Origin of the sequence: Pseudoxanthomonas sp. SE1, from assembly GCF_029542205.1 — a bacterium.
In the GTDB taxonomy this organism is placed as follows: Bacteria; Pseudomonadota; Gammaproteobacteria; order Xanthomonadales; family Xanthomonadaceae; genus Pseudoxanthomonas_A.
On sequence record NZ_CP113783.1, the window covers coordinates 3,659,251 to 3,672,792 of the forward strand.

Here is a 13,542-nt window from a genome sequence, read left to right on the forward strand (position 1 = left end):
TCGCATCGCCATCGCGATTTGCTAGGCTTCGCGCAACCCATGGAGGGCGCATGTCCAGCTACAGCCAGTTCTCGCTGCTGAAACAACGACGGTTCCTGCCGTACTTTACCGTCCAGGCGCTGGGCGCCTTCAACGACAACGTGTATCGGCAAGCGATCATCGCGCTGCTGTTCTTCCTGGGCGCCAGCGATGGCGAACTCTCGCTGTACGCCACGCTGGCGCCGGCCATCTTCATCCTGCCCTACTTCCTGTTCTCGGCCATCGCAGGCCAGTTCGCGGAGAAGCTCGAGAAGCACCGGCTGATCGTGATCACCACGACGATGGAAATCGTCATCATGTCGTTGGCGGCGGTGGGCTTCCTGCTGCAGAACATGCCGATCCTGCTGGTCGCGCTGTTCTGCACCGGCGTGCAGTCAACGCTGTTCGGGCCGGTGAAGTACTCCGTGCTGCCCTCGATCCTCAAGCCGGAGGAACTGACGGGCGGCAACGGGCTGGTCGAGATGGGCACGTCGATCTCGATCCTGTGCGGCATGATCGCCGGCGGCATGATCTTCCAGGTGGCCGGGGCGTACGGGCCGCAGGCGGCCGCCATCGCCATCGTGCTGCTCGCCGTGCTCGGCAACGTCGTATCGCGACTGATCCCGCGCATGGACGCGGGCGCGCCCGACCTGGTCATCCGCTGGAACCCGATCCCGGAATCGCTGGCCGTGCTGCGCATGGCCAAGCAGCAGCTGGCCGTGCGCAACGCCATCCTCGGCGTGTCGTGGTTCTGGTTCTTCGGCACGTTGCTGACCTCGCAGCTGCCGGCCTACGCGAAGTTGCACCTCGGCGCGGCCGACGGTTCGTCGACGCTGTACGTGTTCGCGCTGGCGCTGTTTTCGGTCGGCACGGGCGTGGGCTCGCTGCTGTGCGAGAAGCTGTCCGGCCGCACCGTCGAGATCGGCCTGGTGCCGGTGGGCGCGTTCGGCATGACGGCATTCCTGCTCGATCTCTACTTCGCCCGGCCGGCCGCCGCACCCGCCGCCGGTCTGGGCGTGGCCGAGTTCGTCCGCCAGGCCGGCAGCGTGCGGATCATGATCGACCTGGTCGGCATCGGCATGTTCGCCGGCATCTTCGTGGTGCCGCTGTTCGCGCTGATCCAGAGCCGCACGGCGAACTCGCGGATGGCGCGCGTGTTCGCCGCGCTCAACATCCAAAACTCGGGCTTCATCGTGCTGGCCGCGCTGGTCGGCCTGGGCCTGCATGCGCTGGGCTGGAGCGGTCCTCAGATCTTCCTGGCGCTGGCCATCGCCAATGCGCTGGTCGCGATCTGGATCTTCACGATCGTGCCCGAGTTCCTGATGCGGTTCCTCAGCTGGCTGCTCGTGCGCGCGCTGTACCGGCTGCGCCTGCATGGCATCGAGAAGCACGTGCCGGACGAAGGCCCCGCATTGATCGTCTGCAACCACGTCAGCTACATGGATGCACTGATCCTGGCCGCGACGATTCCCCGACCGGTGCGTTTCGTCATGTACTACAGGATCTTCCAGATCCCGGTGATGAGCTGGATCTTCCGTACGGCCAAGGCCATCCCGATTGCCGGCGCGCGGGAGAACCCGGAATTGATGCGGCGTGCATTCGAGGAGATCGACGCGGCGCTGGCGGCGGGCGAGATCGTCGGCATCTTCCCCGAAGGCGCGCTGACGAAGGATGGCGGGATAGCTGCGTTCAAGTCCGGCGTGGAGAAGATCCTGGAGCGCCGCCCCGTGCCCGTCGTGCCCATGGCGCTGAAGGGAATGTGGGCCAGCATGTGGAGCCATCGCGATACCCGGATGGGGCGCATGCGCGTGCCCCGCCGTTTCCGCGCGCACGTGGAGGTGGTGGCCAGCGAGCCGCTGGAGGGCACCGCCGTGACCGCCGAGGTCCTGGAGGCGCGGGTACGCGCGCTGCGCGGGGATGCGGCGTGATGGTTTCGCCGATCCTGCCGCTCGGTTAGTCTATCGGGGGGACTGCAGGGGCATGACGTTGTCGCCTGCCGAGAACATCAACGCCGTTTCACCTGCCTTCGGAAGACCACCATGAGTGCCACGCCGCCGCTGCCGTCGCAGCACGCGCCCTTTGTGCCCAATCATCTGGTGTGGGCCATCTTGAGCACGCTGTTCTGCTGCCTGCCGCTGGGCATCGTCTCCATCGTGTTCGCCGCGCAGGTGGACGGCAAGCGCGCCGCCGGCGATCTGGCGGGGGCGCTGGACGCGTCGAGCAAAGCCAAACTATGGGCGCTGGTATCCGCGGCCTGCGCGCTGGTGCCGTTGGTCCTGTACCTGTTGTTCGTTTTTTTCATTGGCGGTGTCAGTCTGCTGGGCGGACTGAGCGGCTGAAGCCCACAGGAATCTCCAGATGAATGCGATGCCTCCTCTTCCAGACGCCGCTCCCCAGAACATCCCGAACCATCTGGGCTGGTCGATTGCCGTCACCGTGATCGCCGCCTTCGCGACGTTCTGCACGTGCTGCGGTTTGGGCGCCATTCCGGGCGCCATTGCCATCTTTTTTTCCACCCAGGTCAACAGCAAGCTGCGTCAGGGCGACCTGGCCGGTGCGCGCAGCGCTGCCACCGTGGCAAAGATCCTTTGCTGGGTGACGGTGGGGTTCGCCTTGCTGTGCGTCGTGTATCTGGCCTGGAGCATCCACAGTGCCGGCGGCATCGACCAGTTCGAAGTGATGTTCCGGGAAGCTGTTGAGCAGGCACAGCGGCAGCGTTGACGCCATGACGCGTGCGTCCCTACAGCGTGCCGGCATCGCCATTGCCGGTCTGGCAGGCGTGGCGGCATTGGCGGCTGGGGTCTGGCTGCTGCGCACATTCGACCCCAACGCGGTCGGCAATCCTTTTCCTGCCTGCCTGTTCAGAACCCTCACCGGCTTCTACTGCGCGGGTTGCGGTGCCACCCGCGCGCTCCACGCGCTGGTGCACGGCGAGGTAGGCAAGGCGTTCTCCATGAACCCCCTGCTGGTGTCCGTGCTGCCGCTCCTTCCGGTACTGGCGGCCTGGTCGCTGGGCTGGCGTCCCGCGTGGCTCCATCCGTTCGTGCAGCGCGTCTCGTCCCCTGTCCTGTGGCTGCTTTTGCTCTCGGGATTCTGGGTTCTCCGCAACCTGCCGTGGATACCGTTCACCTGGTTGGCGCCGGGCTGACACCTGTTGCACGCTGGCCTTGCGCTCACCGTCCACCTACGCTTCCACCGTCCCAAACTTTCAACATCCTCAAGGAGCCAAGCACATGAACACGAATTCGCAGTACGTCCCCAACCATCTTGTGTGGGCGATCCTCTCCACCCTGTTCTGCTGCCTGCCGCTCGGCATCGTTTCGATCGTGTTCGCCGCCCAAGTCAACGGCAAACTGGCCGTGGGCGACATGGCAGGTGCGCAGGAGGCATCGGACAAGGCGAAGAAGTGGGCCATGTGGTCCGCGATCGCGGGCGTGTCGCTGGTGGTGCTCTACATCATCTTCATCTTCGCGATGGGCGGCATGGCAGCAATGTCCCAGTAAGGGGCACTACGTCAAAGCGAGAAAAGGCCCGCTTCTGCGGGCTTTTTTATTCGCGATCGTCAGCTGACCCAGCCACCGATCACGAACACCGCGAGCAGTGCCAGCCACAGCAGCAGGATGCGCCAGACCAGGCTCATCGCGTCGCGCAGTTCGGGCAGTTCGCGCATGGCCTGCACCATGCCTTCCTCGGCATATTCCTCCGCTTCCTCGGCCAGTTCGCAGCGCACGCTGGCACGTGCGGCATAGCCGAGGAATCCGGTATCAAGCCGCAAGCGCGTGCCGCCGGCTTCGCGCCAGGCCGTGAATACCGTATCGAAATTGCCCACCAGCGCCATCGCCAGCGTCATCAACTGCGCGACCGGCCAGTCCAGCGCGGTCTTGACCGCGCGCGCGCCGAGGCGATTCTCTTCGGGCAACGCCGAGGCCCATTCGCCCTGCGTCGCCAGCACCGACAGGCGGTAGAGCACCGCGCCGACCGGGCCCAGCAACAGGAACCAGAACAGCACGCCGAACCAGCGCTGCATGGCGTTGACGAACACCGCCTCCACCAGCGCGGGCCCATCCAGCGCCGCTGCTTCGCCGGTCAGACCGAGCCGTGCGATCGCGGCGCGACGGGTGGGTGCATCGTGCGCATCGATGACGGCCTCGACATCCACATCCAGGTCCCGTGGACCCCAGGCATAGACCAGGACCACGATATCGAACAGCAGGCCCGGCAACCCGTACAGAGGACTGTCGAGCATCCATTGCAGCACGGTGACCACCAGCAACACCGGCACGATGGCCAGCGCAACGCCGAAGCGCGCCTGCCAGACGCCCGCACCGCCGGAACGCTCACCCAGCCAGCGCAACCATGCGCCATACCATGCGTACTGGCGGAACGCCGCGACCAGCGTGGGTGCGACATGCCCCAGCACCAGCGCAAGCACGACGGCGACAAGCGTGATCGACATGCAGTTCCTCCGAGCCGGGATTCTAGCGCGGCTGCCTGTTAATGCCCGGTCTTGTCGGGGATCCTGGCGTAGCGTGCCGCGCGCATGCCGGCATGCCAGTGTTCTATCAGCGCGCGGGCGATCGAGATGGACGGCGACAGCAGCAACCCATCGCCGGCCTTGTCGTCTCCACCCGCGAGTGCCGCATCGATCTCGTCGAACGTGAACCAGCGCGCGTCCTCGAGTTCGCCATCGACCTGGGGCGGATCCGGTTCTGCATCGGCGCAGAAGCCCAGCATCAGCGCGCCCGGGAACGGCCACGGCTGTGCGCCGAGATAGCGGCAATCGCGTACCCGCACCTGCGTCTCTTCGAGTACCTCGCGGACAACGGTCTGCTCCAGCGTCTCGCCGGGTTCCACGAAACCCGCAATGACCGAGTAGCGACGCGGCGGCCAGGATGCCTGCCGACCCAGCAGCAGGCGCTCGCCATCGCTGACCGCCACGATGACGGCAGGATCCACGCGCGGATAGTGATCCTTTCCGCACTGCGTGCAATGGGCGATGTAACCGGCGCGGCGGAACGTGATGGCGCCGCCGCAGGCGCTGCAGAATCTTGTAGACGATTGCCAGTGCAACAGCGCCCGCGCCATGGCGAACACGCCGGACGTGAAGGCGGGCCACGCGGCGGCCGCGCGCCGCAGATCCAGCCATGACGGCGCCTGCACCGCATGATGCCGGGCATGCGCGGCGAACCATGCCACGCCATCCTTCAGCCCCAGGAACAGGCTCGCGCCCGGCCCCCCGCCGAGCGACGCACCTTCAGCTGCAAGCAGCGCACCGTCCATGTCGACCATGGCGCGCCCGTCATCGTCCAGCAGCATCACGCGGGCGGCCGGCCACAATGCGGTCAGCGCATCGGTGTCGTCGCGCAGCGCGTCGGCGCGATCCAGCGTATCGCCCGCGAAGGCGAAGCCGGTAAGCGGCATGGTGGAGGAGACGGGACCTGTCACGGAACGCGGCAGGCCGTCATTCACATGCTGAAACTGCTGCCGCAGCCGCAGGTGGTCTTGGCGTTGGGATTGCGGATGACGAACTGCGCGCCCTGCAGGCTTTCGCTGTAATCCACTTCCGCGCCCATCAGGTATTGCAGGCTCAGCGGATCGACCAGCAGCGACACGCCATCGGTATCCACGGCTACATCGTCGTCGGCACGGTTCTCGTCGAACTCGAACCCGTACTGGAAGCCCGAACAGCCGCCGCCCTGGATATAGACGCGCAAGGCCAGGGCATCGTTGCCTTCCTCCTGGACCAGCTCGCGCACCTTGGCCGCCGCGGCAGGCGTGAAGTTCAGCGGCCGGTCGATGGACTGGTAGTCCGGGACGGCGGCTGCGGTCGGCAGTGAAACGACAGTGGTCATGGCGGAAGAATGGGGGCTCGCGGGAGGCAGTTCAAGCTCAACGTGTGCCGGTGCTGCCTTCGCCCGCGCCTTCCTTGGCCGCCGCCTGCGCCCACGGGAACGATTGCTCGACGGCGGCGCCGCTCTGCGGCACCACACGGGCGATCACACGGACGGGCTTGAAGCCCGGCGGCAGCAGCAGATCGCCTTCGACCTGCTGGAAGTACTTGAACGAATACGGCACGCCGGGCGCGTTGGGCTGCTGCCGCAGATCGGCCCACCCCAGGCGGCGCAGCTTGCCCGCCTCGGTGCCCTCCACCGATACCAGCAGGCGGCCGGCGTTCACGGCACCGCGATTGAGGTTCTGGGTGAGCGTGGCGGTGAAGTGCCACGCCTGCTCGTCCTGCGGCTGCAGCGTGAGCTCGTGCACGGACAGGCCACGGCGCTGTGCGGTGGCGCCGACGAAACGTTCGTAGAAGGCCACATCGGCGCGCAGGCCGGCGATTTCCTCGTCGCGTTCGGACAGCGTCGCCTGCAGGTCGCGGTTGGCGTCGCGGCTGATCTGGTCCGAGCGTGCCAGCGTGGCGCTTCGCTGCTCCAGCATCTCGATGCGCCGTTGCTGCTCGCGCGACTGGGCGGCCGTGGGAGCCTCGCCCGCATGACGCGCGAACACTTCCCACAGACCCCAGCCGCCAAACGAAAGCGCCATCGCCAACACGGCGATCAACACCGGCCACCCCACCAGCCGGGGCGGCGGCACACTTGGCGGTACGGGCTGGGGATTCATGGCCGCAGGATAGCGCGGCCGATCCCAGCGGGCTCTGAATGCCCCCGTCAGGCGTCGGCCGTGGCCCACGCTTCCGGCAAGGCGGCACCGTCATGCGACGGCAAGCCCGCAGGCAGGGCATCCGCATGCACCAGGCGCCCGGTCAACTGCGCGCCCGCGCTCATCTCGACGACCTTGTAGTGCACGTTGCCCTGCACGCGGGCCTTTGCGGCCAGTTCGATCCGGTCGAAGGCGTGCACATCGCCGGTCATGCGGCCGTTGATGACCACCACCGGCACCTGCACTTCGCCTTCGATGCTGCCCTGCTCGGCCAGCGTCAGCACGGCGCGCTCGCCGGTCTCGGCGATGACCTTGCCCTGGATATGGCCTTCCACGTACAGACCACCACTGAACACCACGTCGCCACGGATGGTGACCTGCGGCCCGATGAGCGTGTCGATGGCGCCCACGTCGGGGCGGATGGGCTTGGTCTTGAACATCTCACTTGCCTCCTGCGGCTGTGGCGGTCTTCCAGTCGAAGGCCTGCTCCACCGCCGCGTCTCCGCCATCCAGCGTCACCTTGACGCGCTGTGGCGTGAACCCGGGCGGCAGCATCACGTTGCCATCCAACTGCTGGAAATATCGGAAAGAGTAGGTCTGTCCCGGCGCGCTGCGTTGCTGGTGCAGTTCGTCCCACTGCACCGCGGCCAGCTTGCCTTCACGCACGCCCTCCACGGCGAAGCGCATCTGGCCCTGGCTGATCGCACCCCGGTTCAGCGTCTGCGTCAGCATGATCTGGTAACGCCAGGTGCCGCCCGCCTCAGGTGCGAATTCGGCCACATGCACGCTCAGGCCCTTGCGCTGGCTGGTCGAACCGACCAGACGCTCATAGAACGCCACATCGGCACGCAACGCGGCGATCTCTTCATCGCGTTCGGCGAGCGCATCCTGCACTTCGGCATTGGCCGCGCGGCTGATCTGATCGGAGCGGGTCAGCGTGGACTCGCGCTGGCGCAGGCTGCGCAGTTCGCCACGCACCACGGCCAGTTCACGTTCCGCCTGTATGCGATTGGCATCGGCCTTCGCCAATCGCGGCGCGGCGGTGTAGCTGGCGGCGAACCACATGACCGCCAGACTGCCCGCCCACGCCAGGCCGAACAGCAGGGAGGCTCCACGACGACGCACAGCCGCGTCACGCGGCACAACCCTGAAGCGAGATGGAGCAGGTGCAGACATGGCGGACATACGGCATGCGGCGCTCAGCCGGCAGCCAGACGGGACCCCTATACTCGCCGCAGTGGCGCGAGCCCATGAGTCTAACGGGAGTAGCCGGCATGTCCGAAGCGCATCTTTTCGTAATTGGGATCCTGTTGGCATGGATGGCCGGGATCCGCGTCTATCTCACCGTTTTCGGGCTGGGCCTCGCCGGCGCGCTGGGCTGGCTGGATCTGCCGCCCGCCTTGCAGGTGACCGAATCCTGGTGGGTGCTGGGGACCTCCGGAGCGCTGGCGCTGACCGAATTCTTCGCCGACAAGATCCCGGGCGTGGACTCCGGCTGGGACCTGCTGCAGACCCTGGCCCGGGTGCCAGCAGGCGCGTTCCTCGCCGCCGCCACCCTGTCCCCGGATGGCCAGCTCAGTGGCGGGGCGCTGGCGGCGGGCGCCGGCGTGGCGCTCACCAGCCACCTGCTGAAGAGCGGCTCACGTGCCCTGATGAACACCTCGCCAGAGCCGGTCAGCAACTGGACCGCCTCGGTGGCGGAAGACGCCGTGGTCGTGGGCGGCCTCGCGATGGCCTTTGCGCACCCCTGGATTGCGTTGTTCCTTGTGATCGGTGTGTCGCTGCTCATCGCGCTGGCGGTCTGGTGGGTCTGGCGCAGCGTGTCGCGCGGACTGAAACGCTTGCTGCAGCCAGCGCCTTCAGCTCCCGTATCGCCCCCGACCTCCGGCCCGTGACAGGCGTCGGCGCATCGGGGATCATGGGTCTGCCTCACCCGTGAACTTCGTCGCATAATGGGGCTCAGCTTGGGGAAGCCTGATGTCCGCCATCGATTCCACATCCCGCCCGCAGGATGAGCCTTCACGCTCGCGCCTGCGCGCAGAAACCCCGCCGGCACATTATTGGCGCCGTTGGGTGGACGATGCCGCCCCCGAAGACGCGGCCGAACCCGGAGCCGGAGAGCCCGTCGAGATGACCAGCCAGTCCTCCACACCCCCCGAGCCGCCGGCGTCATCCGTACCTCCACGAGCCCCGGTCGCCGCGACGCCTGCTGAATTACCCCCTGAACCTGTCGATCCGGAATCGCCCTATCGCGTGCTGATCGTCGAAGACGACCGCGGCCAGGCGCTGTTCGCCCAGAGCGTGCTGCATGGCGCCGGCATGCAGGCCGATGTGCAGATGCAGTCCGATGGCCTGCTCGATGCCATGCGCCGCTTCCGTCCCGACCTGGTGCTGATGGACCTGCACATGCCCGGCCGGGATGGCATGTCGCTGACCATGCTGCTCCGGCAGCAGCCGGAATACCTGCACCTGCCGATCGTGTTCCTGACCGGCGACCCGGACCCGGAACGCCAGTTCGAGGTCCTGGAAAGCGGCGCGGACGACTTCCTCAACAAGCCCATCCGGCCCCGCCACCTGATCGCGGCGGTGTCCAACCGCATCCAGCGCGCGCGCCAGCGCAGCCAGGCCCAGCAGGCCCCGCGGCCCTCACTCAACACCGATACGGGCCTGCCCACCCGCACCTTCGTGCTGCAGCAACTCGGTGAGTCGCTGCAGCGGCAGGGACGTGGCGGGCTGTTCTTCATCGAGGTCAACAGCGCGCTGAGCCTGCGCGAGCGCTATGGCTATGCGGTGTTCGAGCACCTGATGAACCAGGCCGGGCGCCAGCTGGCTGCCGCTGCGTCGCCACACCCGGTGGCGCGCTTGAACGACAACAGCTTCCTGATGCTGGCCGACAGCGTCGATGAAGCAACCCTTGCCGCCCTGGCGCAGCAGTTGCGCGACGGGCTGGCCGGGCATGATTTTGAGACCCGCCCCAACGAAGTGCTCAAGCTTCGCGGCTCGATCGGCTACACCGCGTTGTCCCTCGGCTTCGCCGACGCCGGCAGCGCGCTGGAGGCGATCGAGCGTGCCGTGTTGCAGGCCCGCCTGAAGTCCGACAGCCTGGCCGAGTACGTCCCGGCCCAGGTCGACGACGACGCCCCGCGCATCTCGCTGGAGGATGGCCAGTTCGAGTTGGCCTACCAGCCGATCGTGGCCGTGGCCGGCAGCGACCAGGCGCAATACCAGGTGCTGTTGCGCATGCGCCAGCCCGACGGTTCCCTGCTGCCCGCGTCGCAGGTGATCCCGGCGGCCGAACTCGCGGGCGGCATCGCGCAGATCGACCATTGGGTGCTGGAACACGCGCTGTTCGTGCTGGCCGAGCGACAGGCGGTGGGACCGTCGTTGCGCCTGTTCGTCTCGCAGTCGCCGCGCTCGCTGGCGCGCGAGTCGCATGCTCCATGGCTGCTGGACGCGCTGCGCGCGCGCGGCATCGAGGGCACGTCGCTGGTCATCGACCTGCGCCTGTCCGACGCCCTGATCCATACCGTCACGCTGCGGCAGTTCTGCCAGCAGCTGATGCCGGCAGGCGTGCAGTTCTGCCTCAGCCAGTTCGAGCCCGGGGTGGAAGCCGACGCCCTGCTGACGCAGCTGCCGCTGGGTTTCGTGCGTGTTTCCAGCAAGTACGCCAGCGCCCACGCCGATCCGGTCCTGCGCGACCAGCTGCGCGGGATCATCGACAACGCCCACCGTCAGGGCCTGCAGGTGATCGGGCAGCAGATCGAAGATCCCCAGGCCGCAGCGGCCATGTGGATGGGCGGTGTCGACTTCATCCAGGGCAATCTGGTGCAGGCGGTCGGCAGCGAACTCGGTTTCGACTTCCACAACGCGGTGCTGTAACGATGCCCACCACCGGACGGACGCCGGTGATGCCGTGGGTGACGGCGGCGCTTGCCGCGTCGTCGGTCGCATCGATGGGACTGCATTGGGCCGGCATCGCGGGTCCCTGGCTGCCCGTCGCACTCGGAACAGGCGCAGCGGGGCTGGCAGCGGCTATCGCCACCGGACTGCAATCGCGCAGCGAAGCCCGGCAGCGCGCCGGTGTGCAGGCGCGTGCGGCGATGGCCGAATCCGAACGCGACAGCCTGCAACGGGACCTGCATCGCCACGACCGGCTGGAGCAGGAGTTGATGCGCGCCAAGCAGGCCGCCGAATCGGCTGCGATGGCGAAGGGCGAATTCCTGGCCACGATGAGCCACGAGATCCGCACGCCGCTCAACGGCATCGTGCCGATGCTGGAGATGCTGTCGCGTGCGCCGCTGGCACCGGACCAGCGCGAGATGCTGAGCACAGCCACCGCCTCCTCGCACCAGTTGCTGCGGATCGTGGACGACATCCTCGACTACTCCAAACTCGAAGCGAACAAGCTGGAGCTGGAGATCACCGGGTTCAACCTGCGCGAGCTGCTCGACAGCGTGCTGCAGCTCATGTACCGCCCCGCGGAGAACAAGGGGCTGCGACTGAGCCTGCAACTGGATCCCGCGGTGCGCCTGCCGGTCCGTGGCGACCCGGTGCGGTTGCGCCAGGTGCTGACCAACCTGGTCGGCAACGCGATCAAGTTCACCGATCGCGGCTCGGTCACGCTGGTCGTGCGGCGGCTCGGCGAAACCGCCGCGCAGCATCTGCTGCGCTTCGAAGTGCGGGACACCGGCATCGGCATCGAAGAAGACGCGCGCCATCGCCTCTTCCATTCCTTCAGCCAGGCCGACGCGTCCACCACCCGACTGTACGGCGGCACTGGGCTTGGCCTGGCTATCTGCCGGCGCATCGTCGACCTGATGGGTGGCCGCATCGACGTGGTTTCGGAAATCGGGCGTGGTTCCACGTTCTGGTTCGAGGTCCCGCTGATGAAGGTCATCGGCGACCTGCGCCAGCGCGACAACGGTGCGCTGGACCATGGCCGCGTGCTGATCGTCTCGCCCGATGCACGACTGCGGCAGCGCCTCACCCTGCTGGCCACCAACTGGGGCATGCAGCCGATGGCGGTGGAAACCACGCAGGAAGCGCTGGACCGGCTGCGCATGGTCAGCGAACAGGCGCAGCAGGATTATCTGGCGGTGCTCGCCGACATCAGCGGCATCCGCAGTACCGCACTGGCGCTGCACCGCGCCATCGCACGTCGCCCATCGCCCGATCCGCTGCGCCTGGTCTGGCTGTACGGCGACGAGACCGTCCCGACCGAACTGCACCCGCGCAGCACGCTGCTGTCGCGGCAGTCGCCGGATGCGGACCTCCGTGCAGCGCTGACCGGTGCCGCGCCGGAACATGATCCGGACGTGGTCGCCATTGCCATGGAGGAGATATTTCCTGAAACCGGGAACCCGGCTCCGCTGCCTGGCCCCGAGTTGCCGCGAACAACCGACGCCCGTGAGCTGCAAGCAGCGGCCGCTCCCGCAACGCATGAGGCGGAGGCGCCCGTTCCGGGACCGGAACCCGCCGTCGTCAGTGCCATGCGCACCGAGCCCCGCCTGCTGCTGGTGGAAGACAATCCGGTCAACCTGCTGGTGGCGCAGAAGCTGCTGTCAGCACTGGGCTTCAATTGCGAGACCGCAGCCAATGGCGACATCGCCATCAAGCGCATGCAGGTGGAGCATTTCGACCTCATCCTGATGGACTGCCAGATGCCGGTACTGGACGGCTACGCCGCCACGCGGCGCTGGCGCGAGTTGGAGGCGCAGCGCACCGATGGCGTCCCCCGCCTGCCCATTGTCGCGATGACGGCCAATGCGATGGCCGGCGATCGCCAGCGCTGCCTGGACGCCGGCATGGACGACTATCTCGCCAAGCCGGTGTCGCGCGAGCAGCTGGAAAGCTGCCTGCACCGCTGGCTGCCGGACCGTATGAACTTCGTGCTGCGCAACGCTGCGCTGGTGCCTGCCGCAGAGCCGGCGCCGCCGGTCCCGGCTGTCGCCACCGCGCGCGCGCCGGCGCCGAGCTTTCCGGTGCTTGACCAGACCATGCTGGAGGAACTGCGCGAGATCGCAGGTGACGAGACCACGCGCATCATCACCATCTTCCTGGAAGACGCGCCACGCCTGATCGGTACGCTCGAGAAGGCGGCAGCAGTGCCCGACCTGGATGCCATGCGCGACGCCGCGCATACGCTCAAATCATCCAGCGCCAACGTGGGCGCGATGGCCTTGTCGGCCGCCGCCAAGCGCGTGGAACTGGGCGCCCGCGCCCGCAAGCTGGAGCGCCCGGCAGTCGCCGTGGCACTGGTCATCGCCGAGTACGCGCGCGCGCGCATGGCGCTGCAGGGCTACGCGGCGCAACAGCTCGGCAGGCCGCTGTTGCCGCCGACGCCAGCGACCGGTCAGTCGTCGCCTTCGAGTTTGGTCAGCAGGTAATTCGGCTCGCCGATGCGGTCGATCACCGACAGCTGCGTTTCCAGCCAGTCGATGTGTTCTTCTTCGGAATCGAGGATGTTCGCGAACAGCTGCCGGCTGACGTAATCGGCCACCGATTCGCAGTACGCGATCGCCTCGCGCAGCAGCGGCAACGCTTCCTGTTCCAGCGCCAGATCGCACTCCAGGATCTCGCGCGGGGTTTCGCCGATGCGCAGTTTGCCCAGCGCCTGGAAGTTGGGCAGGCCATCAAGGAACAGGATGCGCTCCGACAGCTTGTCGGCATGCTTCATCTCGTCGATGGATTCCTTGTACTCGTGCTCGGCCAGTTCCTTGAAGCCCCAGTTCTTGAGCATCTTGGCGTGCAGGAAGTACTGGTTGATGGCGGTCAACTCGTTGTAGAGCGCCTTGTTGAGGTACTCGATGACCTTGGCGTCGCCTTTCATGGCCATGCTCCGTGGGCGGAAGGACGGCAAAGGTTAGC

General features: G+C 67.1%; 15 protein-coding genes. 8 read left to right on the top strand and 7 right to left on the bottom strand.

Going from position 1 to position 13,542, the window contains the following annotated elements; genetic code table 11:
- Positions 1-50: 50 nt before the first annotated feature.
- The 5 genes from OY559_RS17340 (at position 51) to OY559_RS17360 (ending at position 3,521) form a co-directional block, all read left to right on the top strand.
- Positions 51-1,946: an MFS transporter gene (locus OY559_RS17340; RefSeq protein ID WP_277727533.1), complete on the top strand. Its 1,896-nt coding sequence runs from the start codon at positions 51-53 to the stop codon at positions 1,944-1,946.
- 111 nt (positions 1,947-2,057) lie between these two features.
- On the top strand, positions 2,058-2,357 hold the full coding sequence (locus OY559_RS17345) for a CD225/dispanin family protein (protein WP_277727534.1): 300 nt from the start codon (positions 2,058-2,060) through the stop codon (positions 2,355-2,357).
- Positions 2,358-2,376: 19 nt separating this feature from the next.
- Positions 2,377-2,739 carry a CD225/dispanin family protein gene (locus OY559_RS17350; RefSeq protein WP_277727535.1) on the top strand — a complete coding sequence of 121 codons (363 nt, stop codon included), beginning with the start codon at positions 2,377-2,379 and terminating at the stop codon, positions 2,737-2,739.
- A gap of 4 nt (positions 2,740-2,743) precedes the next feature.
- Positions 2,744-3,166: a DUF2752 domain-containing protein gene (locus tag OY559_RS17355; protein WP_277727536.1), complete on the top strand. Its 423-nt coding sequence runs from the start codon at positions 2,744-2,746 to the stop codon at positions 3,164-3,166.
- An 85-nt stretch (positions 3,167-3,251) separates the two neighbouring features.
- Complete coding sequence (locus OY559_RS17360) at positions 3,252-3,521, top strand: CD225/dispanin family protein (protein WP_277727537.1); 270 nt, start codon at positions 3,252-3,254, stop codon at positions 3,519-3,521.
- A gap of 59 nt (positions 3,522-3,580) precedes the next feature.
- On the opposite strand, the gene OY559_RS17365 is transcribed toward OY559_RS17360, so the two are convergent.
- Genes OY559_RS17365 through OY559_RS17390 form a run of 6 tightly spaced genes read right to left on the bottom strand, consistent with a single transcriptional unit; the run spans position 3,581 to position 7,851 of the window.
- Complete coding sequence (locus tag OY559_RS17365) at positions 3,581-4,474, bottom strand: hypothetical protein (RefSeq protein ID WP_277727538.1); 894 nt, start codon at positions 4,472-4,474, stop codon at positions 3,581-3,583.
- A gap of 38 nt (positions 4,475-4,512) precedes the next feature.
- The gene (nudC, locus tag OY559_RS17370) at positions 4,513-5,439 is read right to left on the bottom strand and encodes an NAD(+) diphosphatase (RefSeq protein ID WP_277730041.1); all 927 of its coding nucleotides are present in this window, start codon (positions 5,437-5,439) and stop codon (positions 4,513-4,515) included.
- A 44-nt stretch (positions 5,440-5,483) separates the two neighbouring features.
- Positions 5,484-5,870 carry an iron-sulfur cluster insertion protein ErpA gene (gene erpA, locus OY559_RS17375; RefSeq protein ID WP_277727539.1) on the bottom strand — a complete coding sequence of 129 codons (387 nt, stop codon included), beginning with the start codon at positions 5,868-5,870 and terminating at the stop codon, positions 5,484-5,486.
- 37 nt (positions 5,871-5,907) lie between these two features.
- Positions 5,908-6,636, bottom strand: a complete 729-nt coding sequence (locus OY559_RS17380) for a DUF6776 family protein (RefSeq protein WP_277727540.1) — start codon at positions 6,634-6,636, stop codon at positions 5,908-5,910.
- Positions 6,637-6,683: 47 nt separating this feature from the next.
- On the bottom strand, positions 6,684-7,115 hold the full coding sequence (locus tag OY559_RS17385) for a bactofilin family protein (protein WP_277727541.1): 432 nt from the start codon (positions 7,113-7,115) through the stop codon (positions 6,684-6,686).
- 1 nt (position 7,116) lies between these two features.
- The gene (locus OY559_RS17390; RefSeq protein ID WP_343228732.1) at positions 7,117-7,851 is read right to left on the bottom strand and encodes a DUF6776 family protein; all 735 of its coding nucleotides are present in this window, start codon (positions 7,849-7,851) and stop codon (positions 7,117-7,119) included.
- A 98-nt stretch (positions 7,852-7,949) separates the two neighbouring features.
- Here OY559_RS17390 and OY559_RS17395 point away from each other — a divergent pair, with 98 nt between their 5' ends.
- The 3 genes from OY559_RS17395 (at position 7,950) to OY559_RS17405 (ending at position 13,061) form a co-directional block, all read left to right on the top strand.
- Positions 7,950-8,570 carry a DUF4126 domain-containing protein gene (locus OY559_RS17395; RefSeq protein ID WP_277727542.1) on the top strand — a complete coding sequence of 207 codons (621 nt, stop codon included), beginning with the start codon at positions 7,950-7,952 and terminating at the stop codon, positions 8,568-8,570.
- 82 nt (positions 8,571-8,652) lie between these two features.
- On the top strand, positions 8,653-10,554 hold the full coding sequence (locus OY559_RS17400; RefSeq protein ID WP_277727543.1) for an EAL domain-containing protein: 1,902 nt from the start codon (positions 8,653-8,655) through the stop codon (positions 10,552-10,554).
- 2 nt (positions 10,555-10,556) lie between these two features.
- Entirely contained in the window at positions 10,557-13,061 is a 2,505-nt protein-coding gene (locus OY559_RS17405; RefSeq protein ID WP_277727544.1) for a hybrid sensor histidine kinase/response regulator, read from the top strand.
- Here OY559_RS17405 and bfr read toward each other — a convergent pair.
- Positions 13,028-13,504: a bacterioferritin gene (gene bfr, locus OY559_RS17410; RefSeq protein WP_142126194.1), complete on the bottom strand. Its 477-nt coding sequence runs from the start codon at positions 13,502-13,504 to the stop codon at positions 13,028-13,030. The genes OY559_RS17405 and bfr overlap by 34 nt on opposite strands.
- Between the last annotated feature and the right edge of the window lie 38 nt (positions 13,505-13,542).

Excerpts from the sequence above, each read along its gene's own strand:
- OY559_RS17405 (WP_277727544.1), top strand. The coding sequence starts at position 10,557 with ATGCCCACCACCGGACGGACGCCGGTGATGCCGTGGGTGACGGCGGCG.
- OY559_RS17365 (WP_277727538.1), bottom strand. The coding sequence starts at position 4,474 with ATGTCGATCACGCTTGTCGCCGTCGTGCTTGCGCTGGTGCTGGGGCAT.
- OY559_RS17340 (WP_277727533.1), top strand. The coding sequence starts at position 51 with ATGTCCAGCTACAGCCAGTTCTCGCTGCTGAAACAACGACGGTTCCTG.
- OY559_RS17390 (WP_343228732.1), bottom strand. The coding sequence starts at position 7,851 with ATGTCTGCACCTGCTCCATCTCGCTTCAGGGTTGTGCCGCGTGACGCG.
- nudC (WP_277730041.1), bottom strand. The coding sequence starts at position 5,439 with ATGCCGCTTACCGGCTTCGCCTTCGCGGGCGATACGCTGGATCGCGCC.
- OY559_RS17360 (WP_277727537.1), top strand. The coding sequence starts at position 3,252 with ATGAACACGAATTCGCAGTACGTCCCCAACCATCTTGTGTGGGCGATC.
- OY559_RS17400 (WP_277727543.1), top strand. The coding sequence starts at position 8,653 with ATGTCCGCCATCGATTCCACATCCCGCCCGCAGGATGAGCCTTCACGC.
- bfr (WP_142126194.1), bottom strand. The coding sequence starts at position 13,504 with ATGAAAGGCGACGCCAAGGTCATCGAGTACCTCAACAAGGCGCTCTAC.
- erpA (WP_277727539.1), bottom strand. The coding sequence starts at position 5,870 with ATGACCACTGTCGTTTCACTGCCGACCGCAGCCGCCGTCCCGGACTAC.
- OY559_RS17355 (WP_277727536.1), top strand. The coding sequence starts at position 2,744 with ATGACGCGTGCGTCCCTACAGCGTGCCGGCATCGCCATTGCCGGTCTG.
- OY559_RS17350 (WP_277727535.1), top strand. The coding sequence starts at position 2,377 with ATGAATGCGATGCCTCCTCTTCCAGACGCCGCTCCCCAGAACATCCCG.
- OY559_RS17385 (WP_277727541.1), bottom strand. The coding sequence starts at position 7,115 with ATGTTCAAGACCAAGCCCATCCGCCCCGACGTGGGCGCCATCGACACG.
- OY559_RS17395 (WP_277727542.1), top strand. The coding sequence starts at position 7,950 with ATGTCCGAAGCGCATCTTTTCGTAATTGGGATCCTGTTGGCATGGATG.
- OY559_RS17380 (WP_277727540.1), bottom strand. The coding sequence starts at position 6,636 with ATGAATCCCCAGCCCGTACCGCCAAGTGTGCCGCCGCCCCGGCTGGTG.
- OY559_RS17345 (WP_277727534.1), top strand. The coding sequence starts at position 2,058 with ATGAGTGCCACGCCGCCGCTGCCGTCGCAGCACGCGCCCTTTGTGCCC.